Origin of the sequence: Phaeodactylibacter luteus (genome assembly GCF_007993045.1) — a bacterium.
Lineage (GTDB): Bacteria > Bacteroidota > Bacteroidia > Chitinophagales > Saprospiraceae > Phaeodactylibacter > Phaeodactylibacter luteus.
In genome coordinates this window covers 13,040-36,202 of the sequence record NZ_VOOR01000047.1, presented here as the reverse complement: position 1 = coordinate 36,202, position 23,163 = coordinate 13,040, and the positions used below count along the sequence as shown (strand labels likewise).

19 protein-coding genes and 1 tRNA gene are annotated in these 23,163 nt (G+C 54.0%); 11 read left to right on the top strand and 9 right to left on the bottom strand.

The window, feature by feature from the left end:
* Positions 1–102 precede the first annotated feature (102 nt).
* From FRY97_RS17735 to FRY97_RS17715, 5 genes are all read right to left on the bottom strand, one after another.
* Positions 103–1,755 carry a hypothetical protein gene (locus FRY97_RS17735; protein ID WP_147168905.1) on the bottom strand — a complete coding sequence of 551 codons (1,653 nt, stop codon included), beginning with the start codon at positions 1,753–1,755 and terminating at the stop codon, positions 103–105.
* 549 nt (positions 1,756–2,304) lie between these two features.
* The gene (gene leuB, locus FRY97_RS17730; protein ID WP_246141809.1) at positions 2,305–3,447 is read right to left on the bottom strand and encodes a 3-isopropylmalate dehydrogenase; all 1,143 of its coding nucleotides are present in this window, start codon (positions 3,445–3,447) and stop codon (positions 2,305–2,307) included.
* Positions 3,448–3,749: 302 nt separating this feature from the next.
* Positions 3,750–4,358, bottom strand: a complete 609-nt coding sequence (gene leuD / locus FRY97_RS17725) for a 3-isopropylmalate dehydratase small subunit (protein ID WP_147168904.1) — start codon at positions 4,356–4,358, stop codon at positions 3,750–3,752.
* A 7-nt stretch (positions 4,359–4,365) separates the two neighbouring features.
* On the bottom strand, positions 4,366–5,763 hold the full coding sequence (gene leuC, locus FRY97_RS17720; protein ID WP_147168903.1) for a 3-isopropylmalate dehydratase large subunit: 1,398 nt from the start codon (positions 5,761–5,763) through the stop codon (positions 4,366–4,368).
* A 17-nt stretch (positions 5,764–5,780) separates the two neighbouring features.
* Positions 5,781–6,953: a 2-isopropylmalate synthase gene (locus FRY97_RS17715; RefSeq protein ID WP_147168902.1), complete on the bottom strand. Its 1,173-nt coding sequence runs from the start codon at positions 6,951–6,953 to the stop codon at positions 5,781–5,783.
* A 661-nt stretch (positions 6,954–7,614) separates the two neighbouring features.
* Here FRY97_RS17715 and FRY97_RS17710 point away from each other — a divergent pair.
* Positions 7,615–9,180 (top strand): hypothetical protein, encoded by a 1,566-nt coding sequence (locus tag FRY97_RS17710; protein WP_147168901.1) that lies wholly within the window; start codon positions 7,615–7,617, stop codon positions 9,178–9,180.
* A gap of 14 nt (positions 9,181–9,194) precedes the next feature.
* Here FRY97_RS17710 and FRY97_RS17705 read toward each other — a convergent pair whose 3' ends face one another.
* On the bottom strand, positions 9,195–9,422 hold the full coding sequence (locus FRY97_RS17705) for a hypothetical protein (protein ID WP_147168900.1): 228 nt from the start codon (positions 9,420–9,422) through the stop codon (positions 9,195–9,197).
* 403 nt (positions 9,423–9,825) lie between these two features.
* Here FRY97_RS17705 and FRY97_RS17700 point away from each other — a divergent pair, with 403 nt between their 5' ends.
* The 3 genes from FRY97_RS17700 (at position 9,826) to FRY97_RS17690 (ending at position 12,113) form a co-directional block, all read left to right on the top strand.
* Positions 9,826–10,677 carry a hydroxymethylglutaryl-CoA lyase gene (locus FRY97_RS17700; protein WP_147168899.1) on the top strand — a complete coding sequence of 284 codons (852 nt, stop codon included), beginning with the start codon at positions 9,826–9,828 and terminating at the stop codon, positions 10,675–10,677.
* A gap of 778 nt (positions 10,678–11,455) precedes the next feature.
* On the top strand, positions 11,456–11,698 hold the full coding sequence (locus FRY97_RS17695) for a hypothetical protein (protein ID WP_044230115.1): 243 nt from the start codon (positions 11,456–11,458) through the stop codon (positions 11,696–11,698).
* A gap of 4 nt (positions 11,699–11,702) precedes the next feature.
* A complete protein-coding gene (locus FRY97_RS17690) occupies positions 11,703–12,113 on the top strand; it encodes a type II toxin-antitoxin system VapC family toxin (RefSeq protein WP_147168898.1) in 411 nt (136 codons plus the stop codon).
* A gap of 189 nt (positions 12,114–12,302) precedes the next feature.
* On the opposite strand, the gene FRY97_RS17685 is transcribed toward FRY97_RS17690, so the two are convergent.
* The 3 genes from FRY97_RS17685 to FRY97_RS17675 form a co-directional block, all read right to left on the bottom strand.
* The gene (locus FRY97_RS17685) at positions 12,303–12,677 is read right to left on the bottom strand and encodes a 2TM domain-containing protein (protein ID WP_147168897.1); all 375 of its coding nucleotides are present in this window, start codon (positions 12,675–12,677) and stop codon (positions 12,303–12,305) included.
* A gap of 465 nt (positions 12,678–13,142) precedes the next feature.
* Positions 13,143–13,502, bottom strand: a complete 360-nt coding sequence (locus tag FRY97_RS17680) for a hypothetical protein (protein ID WP_147168896.1) — start codon at positions 13,500–13,502, stop codon at positions 13,143–13,145.
* Positions 13,502–15,910: a penicillin acylase family protein gene (locus FRY97_RS17675; protein WP_147168895.1), complete on the bottom strand. Its 2,409-nt coding sequence runs from the start codon at positions 15,908–15,910 to the stop codon at positions 13,502–13,504. The genes FRY97_RS17680 and FRY97_RS17675 overlap by 1 nt, the downstream gene beginning before the upstream one ends.
* A gap of 68 nt (positions 15,911–15,978) precedes the next feature.
* Between FRY97_RS17675 and FRY97_RS22455 the strand changes: the two genes are divergently transcribed.
* The 7 genes from FRY97_RS22455 (at position 15,979) to FRY97_RS17640 (ending at position 23,163) form a co-directional block, all read left to right on the top strand.
* The gene (locus FRY97_RS22455) at positions 15,979–16,533 is read left to right on the top strand and encodes a hypothetical protein (RefSeq protein ID WP_170254721.1); all 555 of its coding nucleotides are present in this window, start codon (positions 15,979–15,981) and stop codon (positions 16,531–16,533) included.
* A 268-nt stretch (positions 16,534–16,801) separates the two neighbouring features.
* A complete protein-coding gene (gene dinB / locus FRY97_RS17665; protein ID WP_147168893.1) occupies positions 16,802–17,920 on the top strand; it encodes a DNA polymerase IV in 1,119 nt (372 codons plus the stop codon).
* Complete coding sequence (locus FRY97_RS17660; RefSeq protein ID WP_147168892.1) at positions 17,901–18,596, top strand: HAD family hydrolase; 696 nt, start codon at positions 17,901–17,903, stop codon at positions 18,594–18,596. The genes dinB and FRY97_RS17660 overlap by 20 nt, the downstream gene beginning before the upstream one ends.
* Before the next feature lie 169 nt (positions 18,597–18,765).
* Positions 18,766–18,839: transfer RNA gene (locus FRY97_RS17655), tRNA-Lys, on the top strand.
* Positions 18,840–19,323: 484 nt separating this feature from the next.
* Positions 19,324–21,042, top strand: a complete 1,719-nt coding sequence (locus tag FRY97_RS17650; RefSeq protein WP_147168891.1) for a type I restriction-modification system subunit M — start codon at positions 19,324–19,326, stop codon at positions 21,040–21,042.
* A gap of 37 nt (positions 21,043–21,079) precedes the next feature.
* On the top strand, positions 21,080–22,360 hold the full coding sequence (locus FRY97_RS17645) for an AAA family ATPase (protein ID WP_147168890.1): 1,281 nt from the start codon (positions 21,080–21,082) through the stop codon (positions 22,358–22,360).
* Complete coding sequence (locus tag FRY97_RS17640) at positions 22,357–23,163, top strand: HNH endonuclease family protein (protein ID WP_147168889.1); 807 nt, start codon at positions 22,357–22,359, stop codon at positions 23,161–23,163. Before FRY97_RS17645 ends, FRY97_RS17640 begins: the two co-directional genes overlap by 4 nt.

Here is a 23,163-nt window from a genome sequence, read left to right as displayed (position 1 = left end):
TGAAGCTAATGCACAGAGGGAAGTAAATATACGGAACATGGACTTAGGGTGTTTCGATCGTTTAAAGTTAGGTGTTGTCCTCACTGTCTCAAGCCTATACCTTTAGTGTGCCCGGACAATTTTCTGCTGCTTTTCAGTGCCATCGGGGAACCTGAATCGCAGATAGTACATTCCAGACGGAAAGTTAGGAAGGCCCTCCAACTGCTGTTCGTTTCTGCCGGCCTTGCACACAATCTGTCTTTTGTAAACGAGTGCCGAACCCGCATGATATATCGCGGCTTCCCCTAGCCCACTTTGTTTGGATTCTAATCTTATCGAGATATGATCAAGAAATGGGCTAGGATACGCAAGTAGCGTATTGCTTGTGCCGTCTCTTTCGGGTTCGTCATACTCAGGCTTATCTCCCACATCTCTAAAAGATAAATTGCTGCTACAGTCCTTCAAGGATGTGATAATTGAATCGTTTTGTACTGAGTTGGGAGCACCGGGGCTGTCCATACCAATGGCTCCTTGTTGTGATTTAAAATGTAATGGATCCCACGGGTTGTTCCCAACAAACATGAAGTGCCCTTGCCTAGGGTCTTTGCTTTCTAAGTGTACCTCAAACAGACTATCAGGCAAGGAATAAGAGCTCTGCCCGAAACTTATCCCATGACTAAGCCCTCCTTGTGGTGTCCTTACTTGTATCCCATCTGCAGAAGGGCTTACTTCCAAGGGCTTCCAAGAAGCTGTATCTAGTGCCCCTACTGTATATTTCACTTCTCTTTTCACATTATCCCATTGACCTTCCTGTCTTATCAGGAAGCCTTGATGGTTAGCTGGCAAAATATATACTGCATCCCCGTTCGAATCTTCCGGATCGTCAGGAGGTATCCCCCCCCGGCTCAAACCTGGTGTATCATCATATATTACTATGAGGCTGCCATTTGGAACTTCTTTCCAATTATCATCCAACTTAAAGATAATGAAACCGTTATCAATCCCAATCAAATGCTTATTCGCATCGCCTATCATACTCGCAGGCTTTATCAGATAGCCGTTGTTATCATCTACAATATGACCCCTTAAATCAAACACACCTCCGCATTGCCCATCGCCAACAACTAGGAGCTCAATAAATTGTACTTGAACATTGCCTTCCCCATGTACCTCATTCACAATGACCCTGTCCCGACGTGGTTTAGGAATTGAAACACCACAGGCCCTAGTTGTTCCAGGTATAAATACTGAGTTCAATATGTATACGCAAATCTCTCCATCACCCCCTAAACCTTTAATTGTAAAATTGTAAGAATAACCATAAGAGAGCTGCTGGATTTCTCTTTGAAAACCTGCATCGCTATCATCCTCCCACTCTATAGTGAAAAATATAGTATCAATTGCTTCAGCGGTAAAAAAATGTATGGGAATTACATCTACAAGAAAAAGGCACTTTCCTGGGATATGGACTTTAGATATTTCAACATCAACTTTGTTTAGCTCTACTATTTCTGCACTGTATACCTCTTCGCAACCAAAAAAATCAAGAACGTGAAGTGTGTACGTGCCGGCTGGCAACCCTGTTAAATACAGAGAATCAGCTCCATGTTCCCAGTAAAAGCTGGAAAATTGAGGGTTTCCAGTTAGCTCTGCTCTGATTGAGCCACCTTCTGAACCGCAACTCGCCCTTACTTCAACTATCTCTGCGAGAGGGGTTGCTAGAAGTGGGGACATGCCTATGCAAAGGAATGGAATTAAAATTAAAGCGCGTTTCATTGGGGTGTTTTAGGTGTTTTATGCTTGAATAGAAACTTAAAGCAAGCATTTTAATTGCTTAAAGCAAATAACGTAAATTTTAAATTAATTGACAATGCGCAAGCTTGTTTTTTTTTTAAATCGCCCACAATCAGCTTACCGCTTGCCTCCCGGCTAAATGGAATGCCTTGCAGGCTTGTGCAGTCCAGAGCAGCTTTCCAAAAATACGCTCTGAGGCCACCGGCAAAGGGCGCCCCTGCAAAGCCGACTCGGAAGCCTGCCACAACAACTTCCCTTCGGCGGTATACAAACCCTACTGATAGTGCCTGACGTTTGGGGAGGGGCCCGGACGGGCGCAGCACAGCGGTTGAGCTTTATGCTGCAACCCAAAAAATTGTGGAGCACATAGCGCCCTTCTTCATCTACTCTGATCTCTTGCAAGGGCCCACCCCCTTCCCAATAGTAGGCATCTGCCCCGGGAAGGCCCGATAAAAGAGGAGCCCCACCCAATAGCGAGGCTCCTCCGGGAAATCTCAAATCGTTAACTCGTTGCTATGGCCTGCTCCCCTCCTAGATGATCGTGGAAAGCCGCTGACTGATCTTCTCTTCGCGCACCAAAATCTCATCTTCGGGCTCTGCCACAAGGTGGGCGATCAAGTCGCCAAGCTGACTGCAGCCGTAGACCATGCCCGGCTTCAGTTCTGGCGTCCCAATGCCCTTTTCGAGCACATACTGCACCGATACACGGATGGCATTGGCCGCTTCGTGCAGCCCAAGCGACTCTACCAGCATGGCTGCAGACAAAATAGCCGCCATGGGGTTCGCAATGTCCTGACCCGCTGCCTGTGGGTAAGAACCGTGGATGGGCTCGTACATAGAGGTGTGCAGCCCTACCGAGGCCGAAGGCAACAGGCCCATAGAGCCCGTCAGCACGCTCGCTTCGTCCGAGAGGATGTCCCCAAACATATTGTTGGTCAGGATGACGTCGAACTGCGTCGGGTACTGTATGAGCTGCATCGCGGCATTGTCCACAAACATGAAATCAAGGGCGACTTCAGGGTACTGCGGGGCTATTTCCTTGACAGCCTTGCGCCATAAGCGGGAAGTCTCCAAAACGTTGGCCTTGTCTACCAAAGTGACTTTCTTGCGGCGGAGCATGGCCTGCTGAAAAGCGAGGTGGGTGATGCGCCCTATCTCTTCTACCTGATAGCTGCAGGTGTCGAAGGCAGACTGCCCGTCCGCTGCAGTGCCTTTCTCGCCAAAGTAAATGCCGCTCGTCAGCTCCCGGAAAATGACCAGGTCGGTCCCTTTCACCCGGTCTTCCCGCAAAGGCGACAGGTGGAGCACCTTGTCGTAGGTCTTCACCGGGCGGATATTGGCGTACAGCCCCAGCGCTTTGCGCAATCGGAGCAGCCCCTGCTCTGGCCTTACCTTTGCAGAAGGGTCATTGTCGTATTTGGGGTGGCCTATAGCGCCAAAAAAGACGGCATCGGCGTTCAGGCAGGCCTCCACGGTCTCCTCTGGCAAAGGGTCGCCATGACGGTCGATGGCTATCGCCCCAACGTCTGCATGGCAATACTCAAAAACGGTGTCGAAGCGCTCGCCTACGGCGTCCATCACTTTTATGGCCTGCTCGGTCACCTCCGGCCCGATGCCATCTCCTGGCAGGACCGCGATCTTGTGTTTTGGGGTAGTCGGCTGTGTGTTCATCATTTTTACGATTTGAGATGGTTTGGCGCTCCTCCCGGAGCGGACTGATCTTCTTATTGAGAAAGCGGACAAATAGCATGCCTTTGTCGGGCACCACCCAGATTTTCTTTTTTAGGATAGGGGCCTGCCCCTGCCCGATGGCAGGTGCCGCTATGCTGTGGGGCTCGCTGTCCGCTCGGCCCCTCGCCCTACGGGCGTCGGGTCTGGCCTTCGGCCACCCCTTCGCAGCGCTAGGCTGATGCCAGGCTAAGGCTTGCGGCACTTTGGCTTAAGCCCCCTTCGCCCCCCGCCAAAACTCCAGCCGGCTAGTGCGCAGTGGGCAAAGCAGCCTGCCGCTTGCGCTCAAAATCTTCAATCTTATCGCGTATGCTCAACAGGTAGTCGATGTCGTCCAGCCCATTGAGCAGGCAATGCTTCTTGTAGGCATCAATTTCAAAACTGGCCGCAGCCCCCGTGCCCACGATGATAAACTGCTGCTGCTCCAAGTCTATGCGGAACTCCGCTGCGGGGTCTTGCTCTATAGCCTGCAACACCTCGTCTAGGAACCCCGGGCTCACCTGCACCGGCAACAAGCCGTTGTTCAGGGCATTGCCCCGGAAGATGTCTGCAAAAAAACTCGAGACTACCGCCCGGAAGCCATAGTCGTACAGTGCCCAGGCCGCATGCTCCCGGCTAGACCCGCAGCCGAAGTTGCTCCCGGCTACCAGTATCTGCCCCTTGTACACCGGGCTGTTCAAAACGAAGCCTTCTTTAGGGCTGCCGTCACTGTGGTAGCGCCAGTCGCGGAAGAGGTTGTCCCCAAACCCTTCCCGGGTCGTCGCTTTCAAAAAGCGGGCAGGGATGATCTGATCGGTATCCACCTCCTCTATAGGCAGGGGGACCGCTGTGCTATTGAGCTGCTTGAATGGTTCCATAGTTGCGTTAGTTGGCTTGTGTCCGGAGGGCCTCTCGTACGTCTACCAGCTCTCCATAAATAGCCGTGGCGGCAGCCATCAGCGGGCTGGCCAGGATAGTGCGCGCGCCCGGCCCTTGCCGGCCCTCAAAATTCCGGTTGGAGGTAGATACACAGTACTCCCCTGCCGGCACCTTGTCTTCGTTCATCCCCAAGCAGGCCGAACAGCCCGGCTCCCGGAAATCAAAGCCCGCCTCTCGGAATACCCGGTCGAGCCCCTCTTCCACTGCCTGCTTTTCTACCTGCTTCGAACCGGGCACCACCATCACCTGCACATGCGGGGCTTTTTTCCTGCCCGCCACAAACGCAGCCACAGCCCGCAGGTCTTCTATGCGGGAGTTCGTACAGCTGCCTATGAACACGTGGTTGATCTTCTGCCCCTTCATCAACTGCCCTTCCTGCAGGCCCATGTACTGCAGGGATTTCCGGAAGGTCGTATTCCCGTTCGCCTCGGGCACCTGCTGACTGATGCCGATGCCCATGCCAGGGTTGGTCCCAAAGGTGACCATCGGCTCTATGTCCTCCGCCCTAAAGTGGTGCTCTTGGTCAAACACCGCGTCCTCATCCGAGTAGAGCGTTGCCCACTGCGCCGCAGCGGCCTCAAATGCAGCCCCCTTGGGAGCAAACTTGCGCCCCCTGATGTAGTCGACAGTCGTTTGGTCCGGGGCGATCATGCCGCCACGAGCGCCCATCTCTATGCTCATATTGCAGATCGTCATCCGCCCTTCCATGCTCAGGCTGCGGATGGCAGAGCCCGCGTACTCCACAAAATGGCCCGTGCCGCCGCTCGCGGTCAGCTTGGAGATGATGTAGAGGATGATGTCCTTGGCGGTGACGCCCGCCTGCAGCTCCCCGTCTACATTGATCCGCATCCGCTTGGGCTTGCGCTGCAGCACGCACTGCGTAGCGAGCGTCTGCTCTACCTGACTCGTGCCAATGCCAAAAGCGATACAGCCGAAAGCCCCGTGGGTAGAGGTGTGGCTGTCGCCGCAAACGATGGTCATGCCCGGCTGTGTGATGCCCAGCTCCGGCCCAATGACATGCACAATGCCCTGGTACTCGTGCCCCAGCCCGTACAGCTCTACGCCAAACTTGCCGCAGTTCTCCGTCAGCTTGTCTACCTGAAAACGGGAGAGCTCCTCCTGTATCGGCAAGTGCTGATTGCGGGTCGGCACATTGTGGTCAGCGGTTGCAATCGTCTGCTGTGTACGGAAAACGGGGATGCCGCGCTGCTCGAGCCCGGCAAAAGCCTGAGGGCTCGTCACCTCGTGTATGAAGTGGCGGTCGATGTACAGCACCTGCGTATCGTCTCCTACTTGGGTGACGAGGTGGCTGTCCCATATCTTATCGAATAATGTCTTTCCCATAATTGCCTGCCAATGATTTAGACCGCGGGCGCGGTGCGGGTGGTGGTGGCCAAAATGATGGTGTTCAGGTCGCCGTCCTCCACTTCTTTCTTGGCATCGGCCACTTCGAGGAAGCGGGCGTAGACCAGGTCGAGCTCGTCCTTGGTCAGATTGTAGCCAATGTTCTTGGAACGGTAAGCAATAGCTGCCCGGCCCGAACGCGCGGTAAGGACGATCTTGGAGTGGTCAACGCCAACGTCGAGCGGGTTGATGATCTCGTAGGTATCCCGCCGCTTGATGACGCCATCCTGATGTATGCCAGAAGAATGGGCAAAAGCATTGGCCCCCACGATCGCTTTGTTGGGCTGTACCGGCATGCCCATGCGGTCGCTCACCATACGGCTCGTTTCGTAGATCAGCTTGGTATTGATGCGGGTATCCAGGCCAAGGTCCGGGCGCTGCCGGAGGATCATGACCGTCTCTTCCAAAGAAGTGTTGCCGGCACGTTCCCCTATGCCATTGATGGTGCATTCGATTTGGCGGGCGCCGTTCAGTACGCCGGCGATAGAGTTAGCGGTAGCGAGCCCAAGGTCGTTGTGGCAGTGCGTAGAAAGGACGGCCTTGTGTATGCCCGTCACATTTTCGCGCAGGTAGCGGATCTTAGCCCCGTACTCCTCCGGCATGCAATAGCCGGTAGTATCCGGTATATTGAGGACCGTAGCCCCTGCTTTGATCACCGCTTCCAGCACGCGGGCCAGGAACTCGTTGTCGGTCCGCCCGGCATCCTCAGCGTAGAACTCCACATCCTCTACGAAAGTGCGGGCGTATTTGACTGCGGCCACCGCCCGCTCGAGGATGGTAGCCTGATCGCTGCGCAGTTTGTACCGGATGTGGGAATCGGAAGTGCCGATGCCCGTGTGGATGCGCCCGCGCTTGGCAAAACGGAGGGCCTCCCCTGCTACCTTGATGTCGTTCTCAACAGCCCGCGACAGCCCGCAGACAACGGGGTCGGTCACGGCCTGGCAGACGGCTTGCACCGCCTTGAAATCGCCGGGGCTGGAAACGGGGAAGCCAGCTTCTATGATGTCCACCCCCAAGCGCTCCAACTGCCGGGCGATCTCTACCTTTTGGTCCATGTTCAATTTGCAGCCGGGCACCTGCTCCCCGTCTCGGAGCGTCGTATCGAAAATGAACACCTGGTTGTCAGTCATAATCAAATTTATTTGGATACAAGCGTATTGGAACAGCTGCTGAAAAAAAGGAGCGCAGCCATTAACTAGGGCTTCTGAATAAATTTTTTTAAGGTTGCCGGCAACCGGAGTTTGGCCCGAGCCCCGCCTTCCCGCTGCAAAAGCGGGAAAGATGCCCGGGGCAGCGCCGCAACAAACCGGGCTGCCTGCCTGCTCCGCGGCCACAATTGGCAGGCCAGGGCTTATGATCCTTGCGCAGCCACTAAATTTGAGTTTAGCGGGCTAAATAAAAATTCAGTGAGGGGCTAGGTCCATAAAGCACTGATCCGGTCAAAGGGGCCGGCTCCCAACTTGCGCTGTAGCCCCAACAAGCTCGTGTGCTTGCGCATACCGGCCAGAAAAAACTGACCTCAGCAGCCGCCGGCCACAAGGCATGGTGGGAAAATGCAGCCCGGTTAACAGTTTTTACCCGCCGGTTGCTATATTTGGTGCTGCGCCTACTGGCATTCTCCCTATTTCCACTTGGCTCAGCACGCTTTAACCACCGGCTGCTATTCTTTCAAAGATAACGGGCTGCCCCCCGGCTGATAAAACCAGATTCAAAAGCTAATACAAGTTTGCAGAGAACCTCCACACGCTGCAACAGACTATCCTACAGCATCTTACAAAAGAAAGATTTACAATGCCTAAGCAGAAGACTGATGATTTGCTAAACCTCGTGAAGTCGCTTACCCGAGCTGAGAAACGGCACTTCCGCTTGTTCGTGCGCCGCAACCAAGCCTCTGATGACATCCTCTTCTTAAAGCTGTTCGACTTCCTCGACAAGCACAAATCTTATGATGAAGAGCTCATCCTCAAAAAAATCCCCGACATCAAAAAACGGCAGCTCTCCAACCTCAAAGCCCACCTCTACAAACAGCTGCTCGTCAGCTTGCGCCTGCTCAATGCCAACCACAACGAGGACATACAGCTGCGCGAAATGGTAGACTACGCCCGCGTCCTCTACGACAAAGGCCTCTACCGGCAGTCGCTCGATATGCTCGACAAAGCCAAAGAGCGGGCTTACCAGGCCCGGCTGTTCACCCTGGCCATGGAAATTGTAGATTTCGAAAAGCTCATCGAAGGGCAATACATTACCCGCAGCATCGCCGGGCGGGCCGATGCCCTTACCCAAGAATCCATGAGGCTGAGCACCATGCTCGAAAAGACCAATCAGTTCTCCAACCTCTCCCTACAGCTCTATGGCCTCTACCTCAAGGTCGGCTATGTGCGCAATGAAAAAGACTACTTCTTCGTGCGCGAATTCTTCCAGGCCAACCTGCCCAAAGGGGATTACCTCGAGCTCGACTTCTTCGGGCAGCTCTACTTCTGCCAGGCCCATGTATGGTACTACCACATGACTCAGGAGTTCGCCCTGTGCTACCGCTATGCCCAAAAGTGGGTCGACCTGTTCAGCCTCGAGCCCAGCCCTATAGCCATGTACCCCGCTTTTTACCTCAAAGGGGTCCACAACCTGCTCAACTCCCTCTTCAATACCCTCCAATACCAAAAATTCGATAGCGTGCTCAGCCAGCTCGTCCGGTTCAAAGAGGTGTACGACCTCGGCCAGAGCAAAAATATAGAAGGCCTCTACCACCTCTACTTCTACATCCACGCCATCAAAAAACACTTCATGCAAGGCACCTTCTCCGAAGGGCTCAGGCTCGTCCCCGGGTTGATGGAGGACATCGAAGAGGACCGCTACAACTGGGACAACCACCGGCTCATGGTCTTTTATTACCGGATCGCCTGCCTATACTTTGGCAGTGGCGACAACGATACCGCCATCGATTACCTCAACCTCATCATCAACCAGAAAAACCCCGATTACCGGGCCGACATTCAGTGCTTCTCCCGCATCCTCAACCTCATCGCTCATTACGAGCTAGGCAATGCCCAACTCGTGGAGTACCAGGTCAAGTCCGTCTACCGGTTCCTTTCCAAAATGGAAGAGCTGCACGCCGTCCAACAGGAGATCTTCCGATTCATCCGCCGCGTGCCCCGCATCATGGAGAATGACCTCAAGGAGGAGTTCGTCAACCTCCGCAACCGCCTGCTCAAACACGAACAGGACCCCTACGAGCGCCGCCCTTTCCTTTACCTCGATATCATCTCCTGGCTAGAGGCCAAAATCGAAGGGCGTACCGTGCAGGAAGTCGTACAGGATAAGTTCAAACAGAATTACCCGCAGCTGGCCGGGCCAAAATGATGGGCGGCGCCCCATCAGACCGGCTCCTCTTCTCCTGAAAAATCGCTGCGGGAAAGGTATATGATCACAATGCCGACGATGATCATCAGCAGCTTGATGACAAAGGCAGGCAAAGCACCAAAACCATCAATCCAACGCAAAAAGGTGAGCCGCGCGCCCACCAAGCTCAGGACGACAGCAGAAAAACCCATGCCCGTCAGCAGAAAACCAACCAAAGTGAAGAGTGCTTTGTTCTTGAACATATAAAAGCGCTGTTTGCAGTTCATCGGCCCGGAAAAGCCCGGACGGATTATTTTTGAGACGTTATACCCCCTCGGTCGCGAGAGGTGAAATTTTGACGGCTTTATTGTTGTGCCCTGCAAGGCAAAAAGCTCAGGCCTAGCCTACACAAAGCGTGGGGAAAAGGCCCACGGTAAGGCCGGCGAGCATTTTTAACGCCAAGGGTGCGTAAAGAAAAAGTCAAAAATCACTCATTCTGCCCGTAGAGCGTATATGTTAACAGCAAAGCTAAGGAACGGTTGGCGGGTTTGACTGCCACCAACACAAAATATCCCCGAGTGGACGCACTGGGCCTCCCCAATCCTTCCGCTCGGGCAGGCGCTGCCCGCTGCCTTTTGCACAATCACTGCCCTAACCAACTCATTCATGGTCAAACTGATAGAATGCCCAAGGGATGCCATGCAAGGCATCAAAACCTTCATCCCCACTGCCACCAAAGCCCGATACCTCAACCTCCTGTTGCAAGCGGGCTTTGATACCCTCGACTTCGGCAGCTTCGTCTCCCCCAAAGCCATCCCCCAAATGCGGGACACCGCCGATGTCCTCTCCCAATTGGACCTCTCGGCCTCCTCCACCCGCCTGCTCGCCATCGTCGCCAACCGCAGGGGCGCACAGGATGCCGCACAATTTGAGGAGATCAGCTACCTCGGTTACCCCTTCTCCATCTCCGAAACCTTCCAACTGCGCAATACCAACGCCACCATAGAAGAATCCATCGCCCGCGTTCAGCAGATACAGGACATCTGCCTCGCTTCCGGCAAAGCCCTCGTCGTCTACATCTCCATGGGCTTCGGCAACCCCTACGGCGACCCCTGGAACGTCGAGATCGTCCAAAAATGGGCCGACCGCCTCATCAGCATGGGCATCAATATCCTGCAGCTCTCCGATACCATAGGCGTCGCCAGCCCCGAGAGCATCGCTTACCTCTTCAGCTACCTCACCCCACACTACCCGCAGACCGAGTTCGGGGCCCACTTCCATACCGTGCCCAACAAATGGGAAGAAAAAATAGCCACCGCCTACCAACATGGCTGCCGCAGGTTCGATGGGGCCATCAAAGGCTACGGCGGGTGCCCCATGGCCAAAGATGACCTGACCGGCAATATGCCCACCGAAAATATGGTAAGGTATTTTCACGAAATCGGGGCCGATACCGGCGTCGACCGCCACACCTTCAGCCAGGCTATGGCCATGGCCGGCGAAGTCTTCCCCTTTTGAGCCTATGCCCTGAACAAACAGGCTCTGATGGCCGCACGGCACTCCGTTAGGGAGAGGGCGGCCCCTGCCGCCAGGGCGTGGCTCAGTCAGCAGGGCGTTACGTTGCGGGGCTCGCTGCCGCTCGGCCGCCCCACGGGGAGCGGCTTCACACCCCTCCACATCACTGCCGCGCTACCGCTTCTTTGGAGCAGCTTCTTCGTTAAAACAAAAGGTTCACACCCGCCTGGCCTTGGCGGAGAGCCGCTTCGGCTCAAGAGCGTGTTGGGGCTTTAGTAACCGGTCTGTCCCGCTAAGCTAGCGGGACACTTTTCTGCTTATACTTCGCCCCGAAAATCCTTCCCGCTTTTGTGCATCAAAAGCGGGGCTTGGCCAAACTCCGGTTTTCAGATCTTGCCTAATCAAAAAATGGCTGTCCTAATTTTTGGGGGAACATCAGAGTAGGCGGAAAAGAACAAAACTTGGGGTGTCAAGGGTTAAGGGATGAGCCCCAAACATGCGCTTAGCTGCAAGTTATGGGAAATAAATGAAAATCACACACTGCATACAATGAATAGGACAAAGGAAGACGACTGTTAAAGAAAGTAGAAGGGATTCAAGGCTTAAGAAATTTTTGGCCTACGATCAAACCTAATCATAGAAAAAGACAATTGAATAGCATTTTGTTAACATCTGAAAATCAGTTAATTATGATTGTTTTTTGAAGGGTTTTACTAATAGACTGGATTCGGAACTTTGAAGTTCTTATTTTTGTTCAACAGGAAAAAGAAAAGCTAAAGCTATGGAGAATTTGATGATTTCGAAGTACGTGAAGCTCTTTGAGTTAATGTCTTTAGAACTAAAAATAGAGCTTTTATCAAGGCTGGCAGATAGTATAAAGAGTGGATACTCTGGAGATAGGGAACCTGATAAGAAAGAGTTATCACGCGAATTATTTGGTGCTTGGGCAGATATGGATGATGACATAACTGAATTAATTTATTCATCACGAACGACTTCTGATAGAGAAATCAACTTAGACTGATAAAATGGCTCAATATTTATTAGATACAGATATCTGTATAGCCTTTCTAAAAGGAAAGAACAATTTGCTCGAGAAAACAGAAAAAGTAGGATTTGATAATTGTCATGTATCAGAAATTACAATTGGAGAATTAACTTATGGAGCTTATTACAGTGATCGTATAGAAAAACATAAAGAGGAAGTAATAAAGACGGAAAAATTATTTCAAATAGTCCCAATATTTGAATGCTTGGATTTCTTTGGCAAAGAAAAAGCAAAGCTTAGAAGAGAAGGTAATCTTATTCACGATTTTGACCTTTTGATAGGTGCTACAGCAGTTCATTTCGACATGATAATGGTTACAAATAATGAGAAGCACTTAAGTAGAATATCAGGTATTAAAATAGAGAATTGGATTAAAAATGAAGTAAAATAAATACTTCCCGCAACAATAGCTACATGTCATGCCGGTAAAAATCTTCGATTGGAAAATGGAGATTGAAAAACCCGCGCAGGCAGCAAAAGCCAGGCTTCGCCAATTTCGCCTTTTGCTGCCTGCGCTAGCATTTGTGAAATTGGACGAAAATGGTAAATGTAGAGTCCGGCACGTCACGTAGCCTGTCCGCTATACCAGATCGTCGTCCTGCCACTTCCTGCCCTTTTGCGGCTGCCGCTCATAGTCCCTCAGCTCCAGATAATCTTCTTCCGCTTCGGGGCGGCGGCCTGCATTCAGCCGGCGCAGCTCTTTGTCCATTTCGCGCTGCTCCCACTCCGGCTCCTCCCCCTTCATGCCCGGGTAGCCAAAAGCCTTAAAGTAATGCCCCAACAGGCCCATCCCCCAGCCCAATGCCGGGTAGATAAACCAGAAATGCCCTGTGCCCGTAAAAATATTGAGCAGGAACAAAAAGGGGATGACCATAAGGTAAGCGCCCAGATTCTGATAAAAGGCCTTCTTCTCGTCTACCCTTTTGCGGGCTTTTTCATACTTGTAGCGGTCCATATTCCAATTTTGCCGGCAAGGTGCGCTTTCATAAACCCACTTGCCACTTTTTTCGATGAACAGCAACTAGTGTCTTAAGTCATAAATCTCTGATACTTAAGTTGAAGTTATTTTCCGGCTAATCAAGGCGAAGGTTCGCGACTTTAGCCCGAGCTAAAGGAGCGGTTCTTTAACGAAGAGTAGGCGGAAAAGAACGAAACTTGGGGTGGCAAGGATTTATGGCTTGAGGCACTAGGAGCGTATTGGGACTTTAGTAACCGGCCTGTCCCGCTAAGCTAGCGGTTTGTCAAGTGTTAATTTATGGGTTGAGTGGGAGCGGATTTTGAGGCTAATCAAGGCGGATGTTCCCGCGCATAGCAGCGCTATGTAAGGGGTTGTCCAACGAAGAGTAGCCTCAAAAGCCGCCGCAGGCAACCCCTAATTTTAGCCTTGACAGATCACTAGAAGGCCAAAACCCCAACATCTCTAAGCCTCGGAAGAAGCGCCGGCCCTTGCCAGGCTCCCGGCCCATGCGCCCAAGCCTGCAAACAAGCCTCCGAACAGGCCGGTCGCCGCCACCAGGGCTGTACTGCCCAGGCCGCCCAGCAACACCCCGATCTGACTGCTCAATAGGCCGTCGTTGTTCGCGTTCAAGACGGCAGCATAGCCTGCCCACAGCAGGAAACCGCCCAAAAAGCCGCCCAGCAGCGCCCCTTTGGGGCGGAACCCGAACAGCAGTGCGATCAGGGCTGCGCCTACCGGCAGGCTCCACCAGGCCAGCAGGCCCTGTACCACCGCTCCGCCTACCAATACCGCCAGGGCCGCAGAAATTGTATCTTTCATCATTAGTCTTTTTCAGGTTGGAAAGTCATTTGGTACAGCGGGGAGACCGCCTTGTCGCCCGGCCCGTCCATCAGGTGCAGGGTATTGTACTCCCCCGCGGCCCACTTGTCCACGTCCGGGGCATAAAAGGGGCTGCCCGGGTTGCCAGACGGCCCGCCGGGGAACACCCCGTAGGCTTCAGGCGCTTCGCCCAGGGCCACGACCATCCGCCAGGAAGGCCCAAAGCCCTTCTGAATGGCATTCGGGGCATCATAATACCCGCCCACGCCAAGCCCCGTACGGGAAAATGCCGGTATGCGCCCCAAGTGGCTGATGCCCGTAGCCTTGTAGTCGGACCAGCTCTGCCCTTCGTAGCCCGCCACGACTTCCTCCCACGCCGCGAGCACCACATCGGCTGCCCGCTCGCGCTGCACCGTCTCTACCCGGTCGAAGAAGATATGCTCCGGCACTTCCTCCATCAGCTCGATAAACCGCCAAGCCTCAGGGTACAAAACCGGGGCCTGCTCTTCCAGGGTCTTGAAGTCGTCAAAAGTCATTTCGTAAGCCCGGTCAAACCACTGCTCAAACAGGGCCGGCGCACGGGCATCGGGCTCAAAGCTGTAGTCCCAGGCTTTCAGCTCCTTGAGCCACTGATCTTCCTCCGCCCGGCCTGCTATCAAGCCCAAGAGCACGGGCAGGGCGTCCTCCGGCTTCAGGCTGTGGTTGTCCAGCTGCAGGGCCTTCATATCTGCTACTGTGATGCCTTGCAGGCTGTCTAGCCTGCGGTTGATGTAGCGCCCCCGGTAGTCGTCAAAAGTGCCGTTGTAATAGTAAGGGTAATCCGGGCCCGTAGAGTGCTGATTGGCCGAACTGATGAACCCGCGCTCGGGGTTGGCCACGCGCGGCAGGTGCGCCTCCGGGATATACCCCTTCCAGCCATTAGCCGTTTGGGTGCCGTCTTGTATGAACCGCCCCTGCTGATCGGCCTTGATGGGCAGCCGCCCGTTCACCGTCATCGCGATATCGCCCTCGCGGCTGGCAAAAGCAAAATTCTGTGTGGGGCTGCTGTACCCCTTCAGCGCTTCCCGGTAGTCGTCCAGCCCTTTGCCGCCCATCAACTTCATGAAAGTGCCCAGCTCATAAAAAGGCTTCTCCGGCAGCTCATCCACAGCCAGCCAGTGCATGGCCAGGTCTTGCCCGCCCGACTCGTAAGCCACCGGCCCCCAATAGGTATAGCGCACCGTGTCCAAGACCGGCTCCCGCTGCCCGGCCACCACAATCCGCTCTTCGACCAGCTCTGCTTCCCGGGCTGCTCCATCCAATATATAGGACCGCTTTTGCTCGTCTGCCCATTCGATAGTATAAAGGTCTACCACATCGTGCCCGGCATTGGTCACCCCCCAGGCGATGTCCCGGTTGAAACCGATAATAATGCCCGGCACTCCGGGCAAAGAGACCCCGTAGGCTTCGTACTCAGGCGTAGAAATCTGTATCTCGTACCAGATAGAGGGCAAGGTGAGGCTAAGGTGGGGGTCATTGCAGAGGATGGGGCTACCCGATGCGGTCTTGTCCCCACTGACTGCCCAATTGTTGCTGCCGATAAAAGGCGGAGGCATTGGCATCAGCTCGCCCTCGTACAGCCCGGATAGCTGTACCTCGCTCACTTCCGCTGCGCCTTGCGCTGCTTCGAACGGCCAGTCTACACTTTCCGGTATGATAGGCGATTGATCCGGGTTGTACTCCGGGAAGAAATAATCGAACAGGGCATCGCCCAGCAGTTTCCGGGTATTGGTAGCCGGGATATCGTGGTGGCGGAAGCAGAGCGTCTCTGCCATAGATTTGAAAAAGATGGCCGTATGCAGCGGGGTCCAGGCTTCCGGCCGGTAGCCTAAAAGCTTGAACTCCACGGGGTACTCCGCAGGCGATAAACTCCCGATCCAGGCATTGGCCCCGGCCGTATAAGCATTGATGATGGCCATCTCGTCCGGTGAATGCTGCCAGGCCTTCAAAGCGTTCTCAGCAGCCCGCCTCAGCCCTTTCCGGCGCTGCATGCGGTCGCGCGCTACCGTGCCCTCGCCGAGCACCTCAGACAAGCGGCCTTCGGTAGCGCGCACCGATATGTCCATCTGCCAAAGGCGGTCCCTTGCGGTCAGGTAGCCCTGCACAAAAGCGGCATCCGTGCGGCTGCCAGCAAAGATGTGGGGCACCGCCCGCTCGTCGAAGACGACCTGTGCAGGCTGTTCCAGCTCCGGAAAAGACAGTGCTAGGTCAGCAAGGGCATCGATAGGCTCTGCATTTTGCCAAAAGCCAGTGAATGGGCTGAGGAAAGCGCCCAGCGCGGGCAACTGTGTGCCAAAGGGGTGGTGCCAGCTGCAAATGAGGGTCAGTGCTGTAGTGGCCGCCAAAGCCAGGAAAAACCTTAATCGTCGCATATTGTTAGGAAGAAGTTTTAGCTGCCCTGGGGCAGGTCTTGGTTTTACCGCAAACAAAGAGGAAAGATATGAATTCTTTTTTGAGGGGCATGGCCCTGTCCATTCTAATTCTGAGCGCTTGCACGCCAGCGCCCCGTCAGCACAGCGCCACAGGCGAGCAGGTATTCCGGACCACCGCCCCTTCCCTGCTCTATTTCAAAAACATGAAAAGCACGCAGTACAGCGTGGATGAAGAGCCGGGCACCCGCATTGAGGTATACCGGCCAGGCAGATGGCCGCAGCTTGGCCGGCCACAGCTCATCCCTGCTATCGCCAATCATTGGCTGGAGGATGAGGCCTACCTCCGCCTGTTGCCCAACAAAGCTTGGGCCGACAGCCCTCAGCAGATCGCACTGCTCAGGGACACCACGGCAGCCGGAGCAGCGGTCGTCTTCAGGCAGGGCAACCTGATGGAAGAGTATAGGGCCGGGCTGCAAGTCTACGAAGGGCTAAAACAGGGGCAGGCGTGGTACCTGAAGCGCCCCGATGGCCATTTCATCAGCCTTTGGCCAGAAGGCCCGGAGCGGGCGCTTTTCCTTTCTACCGTACAAGACTTCCTGCGGCTCACCGAAGCCGGCGGGTAGGCAGCCAAAGCCCGAAAGCAGGAGCCCCTGCTTGGCGCTAAAAGGGGCTTTAGCCTGGCACCGGCCTAGCGCTGCGAAGGGGTGGCCGAAGGCCAGACCCGACGCCCGTAGGGCGAGGGGCCGAGCGGATAGCGAGCCCCGCAGCATAGCGGCACCTGCCATCGGGCAGGGGCAGGCCCCCATCCTAAAAAACGGCAATCTGTTTTGTCGCCCGATTGCCCATCAAGAAAGTGGCGGCCATTGCTAAGGTCTTGTTATTTTGTGCCAGATGGAAAGCAGCCGCAAAATCATTCATATCGACATGGACGCCTTCTATGCGTCCGTTGAACAGCGGGACCACCCTGAGCTGAGGGGCAAGCCTGTCGCAGTGGGCGGCTCCAGCCTGAGAGGGGTGGTGGCCTCCGCCAGCTACGAAGCCCGGCAATTTGGGGTGAAATCTGCTATGCCCAGTGTGACCGCAGCACGGCTTTGCCCAGGGCTCATCTTCGTCAAATCCCGGTTTGAAGTCTACCGGGAAGTCTCACAGCAAATCCGGGGCATCTTCCACACTTATACCGATCTGGTAGAGCCGCTCTCCCTCGATGAAGCTTACCTCGATGTGACCCAGCCAAAGCGGGGCCCCAAATCTGCGACCCTTATTGCCGCCGCCATACGCCAACAAATACGGCAGGAGACCGGCCTGACCGCTTCAGCCGGCATTTCCTTCAACAAATTCCTGGCCAAGGTGGCCAGCGACATCAACAAACCGGATGGGATGAAGGTCATCCCCCCGGAAGAGGCCCTGGCTTTCTTGGAGCAGCTCCCGATCAAAGCCTTTCATGGCATCGGCAAAGTAACCGCGGAGAAGATGCGCCGCATGGGCATATTCAATGGAGAGGGCTTGAAGCGGCTGAGCGAGATCGAGCTCGTGCGCCGCTTCGGCAAAGCAGGGCGGCACTACTACCGAATCGTGCGGGCATTGGACGACCGCCCGGTGAACCCCAACCGCATCCGGAAATCTATCGGGGCCGAGCGCACCTACCGGGAAGATATCGAAGACCCGGCCGAAATGAAGGAAAAGCTGGCCTACCTGGCGGGCGTAATTTTCAAGTACATGCAAAAATCGGACAACTATGGGCGCACCCTCACGTTGAAAGCCAAGATGCCCGATTTCCAAATCATCACCCGCAGCAAGACCTTCGCGCGGGAGCTGAAGCGCCTTGAGGAGATCACTGCTGTGGCCTACGAGCTGCTGGAAGAGCACCGGGAGGAAATGCCCCGGGTACGCCTGCTGGGGCTGTCCGTGTCCAACCTGCAGAGAGAACAGCAAGCCGAGGGCATTCAGCTGGAAATTGATTTTGAACATCCAAACCTCGGAAACGAACCACATGAACCTGATCATTTTTGATGTTGACGGCACCCTGGTACATGCGGCCGGCAAAAAGGACAGCAAGGCTTTTGCCCAATCCTATGAAGAGACCTTCGGCCGCCCTTTCCCGACCATCGACTGGAGCCAATACGACCATGTCACGGACACGGTGATATTCGACAGTGTGATTGGGCAGCACTTTGGGCGGAAGCCCGGAGCCCAGGAGACCCTCCGCTTCCAAAGCTGCTACCAAGATAAATTGCGGCGCAACCGGCAGGACGCGCCGGGCCATTTCTCCGCTGTGCCCGGTGCCAGGGAGGCCATACTGCAGCTCGAACAGCGGGGGTGGACGGTGGGCGTTGGCACAGGCGGCTGGAAAGCGCCTGCCTTGATCAAGCTCGACCACGTCGAGATCAAAATAAAAGACGAGCTTTTTTCCGGGGGCGACGGCAAAGCCAACCGGGAGGCCATCTTGGAGGAGGTCATCTCTGCAGCGGCCCTTGCCAACGGCAGCCCGCCTCGCAGGGTGGTCTACATCGGGGACGCGCTTTGGGATGTGGCCACCACCCGCAACCTGCAGGTCGATTTTGTAGGGGTGCGCCACCGCGGGGACACTCACTTCCTCCGGGAGGCGGGCGCGCAGGCCATTATCCAAAATTATACCGATTTCGGCCTGTTCCTGCAGGCTATCGAGCAGGCGCGCCCGCCGCTGTGATTTTCCCGTAGGGGAACCTCAGGCCAAAACCCTTTGTTTTTCAAAGAGATGCAAAAGCACTTGATTTTTTATAGGACAAAAAATCCTTTAGGGCTTGGTTTTTTAGCTCAACCTCCCTTATATTTGCAACGCCTTAAGAAAAAGGGCACAGCGAAACACCGCTGATTCAGAGTCCGTAGCTCAGTTGGCTAGAGCACTTGACTTTTAATCAAGGGGTCCTGGGTTCGAGCCCCAGCGGACTCACTCTGAAAGCCCCCGGGAATACCGGGGGCTTTTTTTATTTGATGCCGCTGCGTACAGCCGTACGCCAAATAGTACTTCCTAGTTGTATCCGACGGTTGTTGAAAATCTGCTCCCGCTAGGCTCTAAGAGCGCCCTTTTGACTTGCCTGCGGTGCGCAGGCAGTTGCCGCTAGGGGAAAATAGCAGGTCATCAAAAATATTGGATTGGCGGGCTATAACTCAATGGTACTCCACGCACTCCCAAGCCCATAATCCTTTACTGTACCGCTCATTTTCTTTTCGGTTTAAAGATGGATAAATGTTACGGCATGATACAGCCGTGCCTTATCGGCTACACTGTTGCCTTGGAAATATAAAGAGGCCCGACTTGCTGTACAAGCATGCATCAATTCATTTTTTCTTTATACATTTAGCATTGTCCATAAGGACGGGTGAAATGATTTCTGCCGGGCATCCGCCCAGGCGCTCTAGTATAAAACCAAAACATGAATAACTTCCGCCAAACCGCCAATTTCATCTGGGAGATCGCCGACCTGCTCCGGGGCGATTATAAGCAGAGTGACTATGGCAAAGTGATCCTGCCCTTTACCGTGCTGCGGCGGCTGGATTGCGTGCTGTCGCCTACCAAGCAAAAGGTGCTGGACTATCTGCCGAGGCTGGAAAGCACCAAGGTGCAGAATGTAGACCCGATCCTGAACAAGGTGGCCAAGCACAACTTCCACAACCGGTCTAAATACGATTTTGAATTGCTGGTGGCGGACGCTGACCACCTTGCTGCCAACCTCCGCAATTACATCAATGGCTTCTCGGGAAATGCCCGGGAGATTATTGAGTACTTCGATTTTGACAAGCAGATCGACCGGCTGGAGAAGGCGAACCTGCTGTATTTGGTGGTCAAGCGCTTTGAGGAAGTGGACATGCACCCCGATGTCATGAGCAATGTGGAAGCAGGCTATCTGTTTGAAGAGCTTATCCGCAAATTTTCGGAAATTTCTAATGAGACGGCGGGGGAGCACTTTACGCCGCGCGAGGTGATCCGGCTTATGGTCAACCTCCTCTTTATCACGGATAAGGATGTATTGACGCAGGCGGGCATTGTGAAAACGCTTTACGACCCGGCGGGCGGTACCGGCGGTATGCTGACCGTAGCCGATGAATACGTGCGGGAGCTGAACCCGGATTCCCGCCTGGAATTGTTCGGGCAGGAGATCAACCCGGAGTCCTACGCCATCTTCAAAGCAGATATGCTGATCAAGGGGCAGAATGCCTCCAATGTGAAGTACGGCAACAGCTTTACCGAGGACGGGCTGGAAGGGCACACCTTTGACTATATGCTCTCCAATCCGCCTTTTGGCGTGTCGTGGAAGAAAGTACAGAAGCAGATCAAGAAAGAACACGAGGACCTTGGCTTTGCCGGCCGATTTGGAGCAGGGCTGCCACGGGTGAGTGATGGCTCGCTGTTGTTTTTGCAGCACATGATGTCCAAAATGAAGGAAACCGAGCAGGGCAGCCGTTTGGCTATCGTCTTTAATGGTTCGCCCCTCTTTACCGGAAGTGCCGGAAGCGGGGAAAGCGAAATCCGGCGGTGGGTCATCGAAAACGACAGGCTGGAAGCCATTATCGCGCTGCCCGATCAGCTCTTTTACAATACGGGGATTTCCACCTATATCTGGGTGGTGGATAATAACAAGCGCCCCGAGCGCAAAGGCAAGGTGCAGCTGATCAATGCGGTGGGTATGTTCAAAAAAATGAGCAAGAGCCTGGGGAATAAGCGCAATGAAATCAGTGAAGAGCAGATTGCTGAAATCACCCGCATCTACGGAGACTTCGAGGAAGGCAAATACTGCAAGATTTTCGACAACGAAGACTTTGGCTATAGCCGGATCACGGTGGAGCGGCCGGAGCGGGATGAAAACGGAGAGATTATCACCAACCGGAAAGGGGAGCCGAAGCCGGACAGCAGCCTGCGGGATTACGAAAATGTGCCTTTGAAAGAGGACATCGAGGCGTATTTCGAGCGGGAGGTGCTGCCGCATGTACCGGATGCGTGGATTGACTTCGATAAAACGAAGGTTGGCTACGAGGTCAACTTCACCCGCTACTTCTACGAGTATACGCCCCTGCGGCCGACTTCTGAGATCCGAAAGGATATCGAAGAATTAAGGGCAGCGATGCAGGGCATTACGGAAAAAGCAGTAAATTAAAGGGTAAAGGTTTCCATCATCAACCAAGTGAACGAAGATGTATATCAGGAAAGTAGTACTCGATAATATCCGGAATATAGACCACCTTGAGATGGATTTCCCAAGGGCGGTGGGCTGGCATGTCCTGATTGGAGATAATGGCGCAGGTAAGTCCACCATTCTACGGGCGCTTGCCTTGGCTATTATTGGCCCTTACGAGTCGAATGCACTGCGCCTGCAGTTGGTCAATTTCCTGAGAAGAAACCATAACGAAGGGAGTATAGAGCTACTTGTTGAGCGGGATTCAGAATTGGACCGTTATACTTCCAATTCCCGCCCGTTGGAGCGCCCTTTTGAAGCCGGAGTGAGAATCTCCCGGGTAGGGGATAACGGCAGAAGCACTGCTAAAATCGAACCGCTTAAACCATACCGCCATGCTCAAAAATACATTTGGAGCGGTAAAGAAGGCTGGTTCGCTACCTCCTTTGGTCCCTTCCGGCGGTTTACAGGTGGCAATAAAGACTGGGACAAGGTGTACTACGCCAACCCCAGAGCGGGTGCTCATCTTTCTGTTTTTGGAGAAGATGTGGCCCTAACTGAAAGCCTGGAATGGCTGCGGGAGCTCAAATACAAGGAGCTGGAGCAAAACGAGGAGGCCACCTTTATTCTAAATAGCCTGCGCACATTTATCAATGATGGAGCGCTGTTGCCCCACGGCAGTAAAATCGACAATGTTTCTTCTGAGGGGGTCTACCTGAAAGACGGCAATGGCCATGCTATTGAAATCACGGAAATGAGTGACGGCTTTCGCTCTATCCTAAGTCTGACTTTTGAACTGCTCCGGCAAATGGTGCTCACCTACGGTGCAAAGCAGGTCTTTAAAGACTTCGAAGCTGGAGATTATACCATCTCCATGCCGGGTGTAGTCATCATCGATGAGATTGATGCCCATTTACACCCCACCTGGCAGGCTCGTATTGGGCAATGGTTCACCAAGTACTTTCCCAGGGTACAATTCATAGTCACTACCCACAGCCCAATCATCTGCCGGGCGGCAGAGCGGGGCTCCGTCTGGCGTTTGGCGGCTCCCGGCTCCGGCACTCAGGCCGAACGGGTAACAGGTACCGCCCTCAAGCGCCTGATTTATGGCAATATCCTCGATGCGTACAGCACCGAGCTATTTGGGGAGGGCACCACGAGCTCACCGGATACCACCCGCATGCTGGAAGAACTGGCACAGCTCAATAAAAAGTCCATCACCGGGCAAATTTCGGATGAAGAAAGAAAGCGACGAGAGGAGCTTTTGAGTATTCTGCCTACTGAATCAGCCCATTCATGATACAATTGCCTGATAAAAGTTTGTCTGATGCTACACTCGCGGCCCTGGCAGGCTACCAACAAGAGGTAGATGGGGCGGGCGGGTACGCTGAGCGGGTAGATAAGGCTAAGGCAATCTGGCCTTCCAGACGCCAGAATCAGCCCTTTGATGAAGTTAAAAGCGTACTTACTGAAATGTGCTCCGGTGCCCGTAGGTGCGGGTATTGCGAGGACTCAATGGCGGATGAAATTGAACACATCTGGCCCAAAGACTTTTATCCGGAGGGCACGTTCGTTTGGAGTAACTACCTCTATGCCTGTGGACCGTGCAATGGGCCAAAAAACAATCAGTTTGCTATTTTTCCCGATGCCGACCCAGAGCAGTTAAAGAAATTAGTACATCCTGAAACCGGGTCCGTACAACCGCCTCTAGGCACATCCGTATTGATCGACCCCAGAGTAGAAGACCCTATCGATTACCTCTGGCTCGATGTAATTGACACCTTTGCCTTTACGCCTTTGGAAGATGATGAAAGCACAATCAGTTGGAAGCGGGCAAACTACACCATTGACGTTCTAAACCTCAACAGCCGGGACGCGCTGATTGAAGCCCGCAGAAATGCCTATGGCAGCTATCGCAGCCGTTTGTATGAATACGTCAATCGGATGGCCGATGGAGCGGCCCCGGAACAGCTGCAAGGCATCGAAGCGGAAATCAAGCGGGAAGGTCACCCTACCGTCTGGCGGGAAATGAAACGGCAGCAAGCACTTATCCCTGAGCTTCGGGAATTATTCGAACAGACCCCACAAGCCCTGAATTGGTAA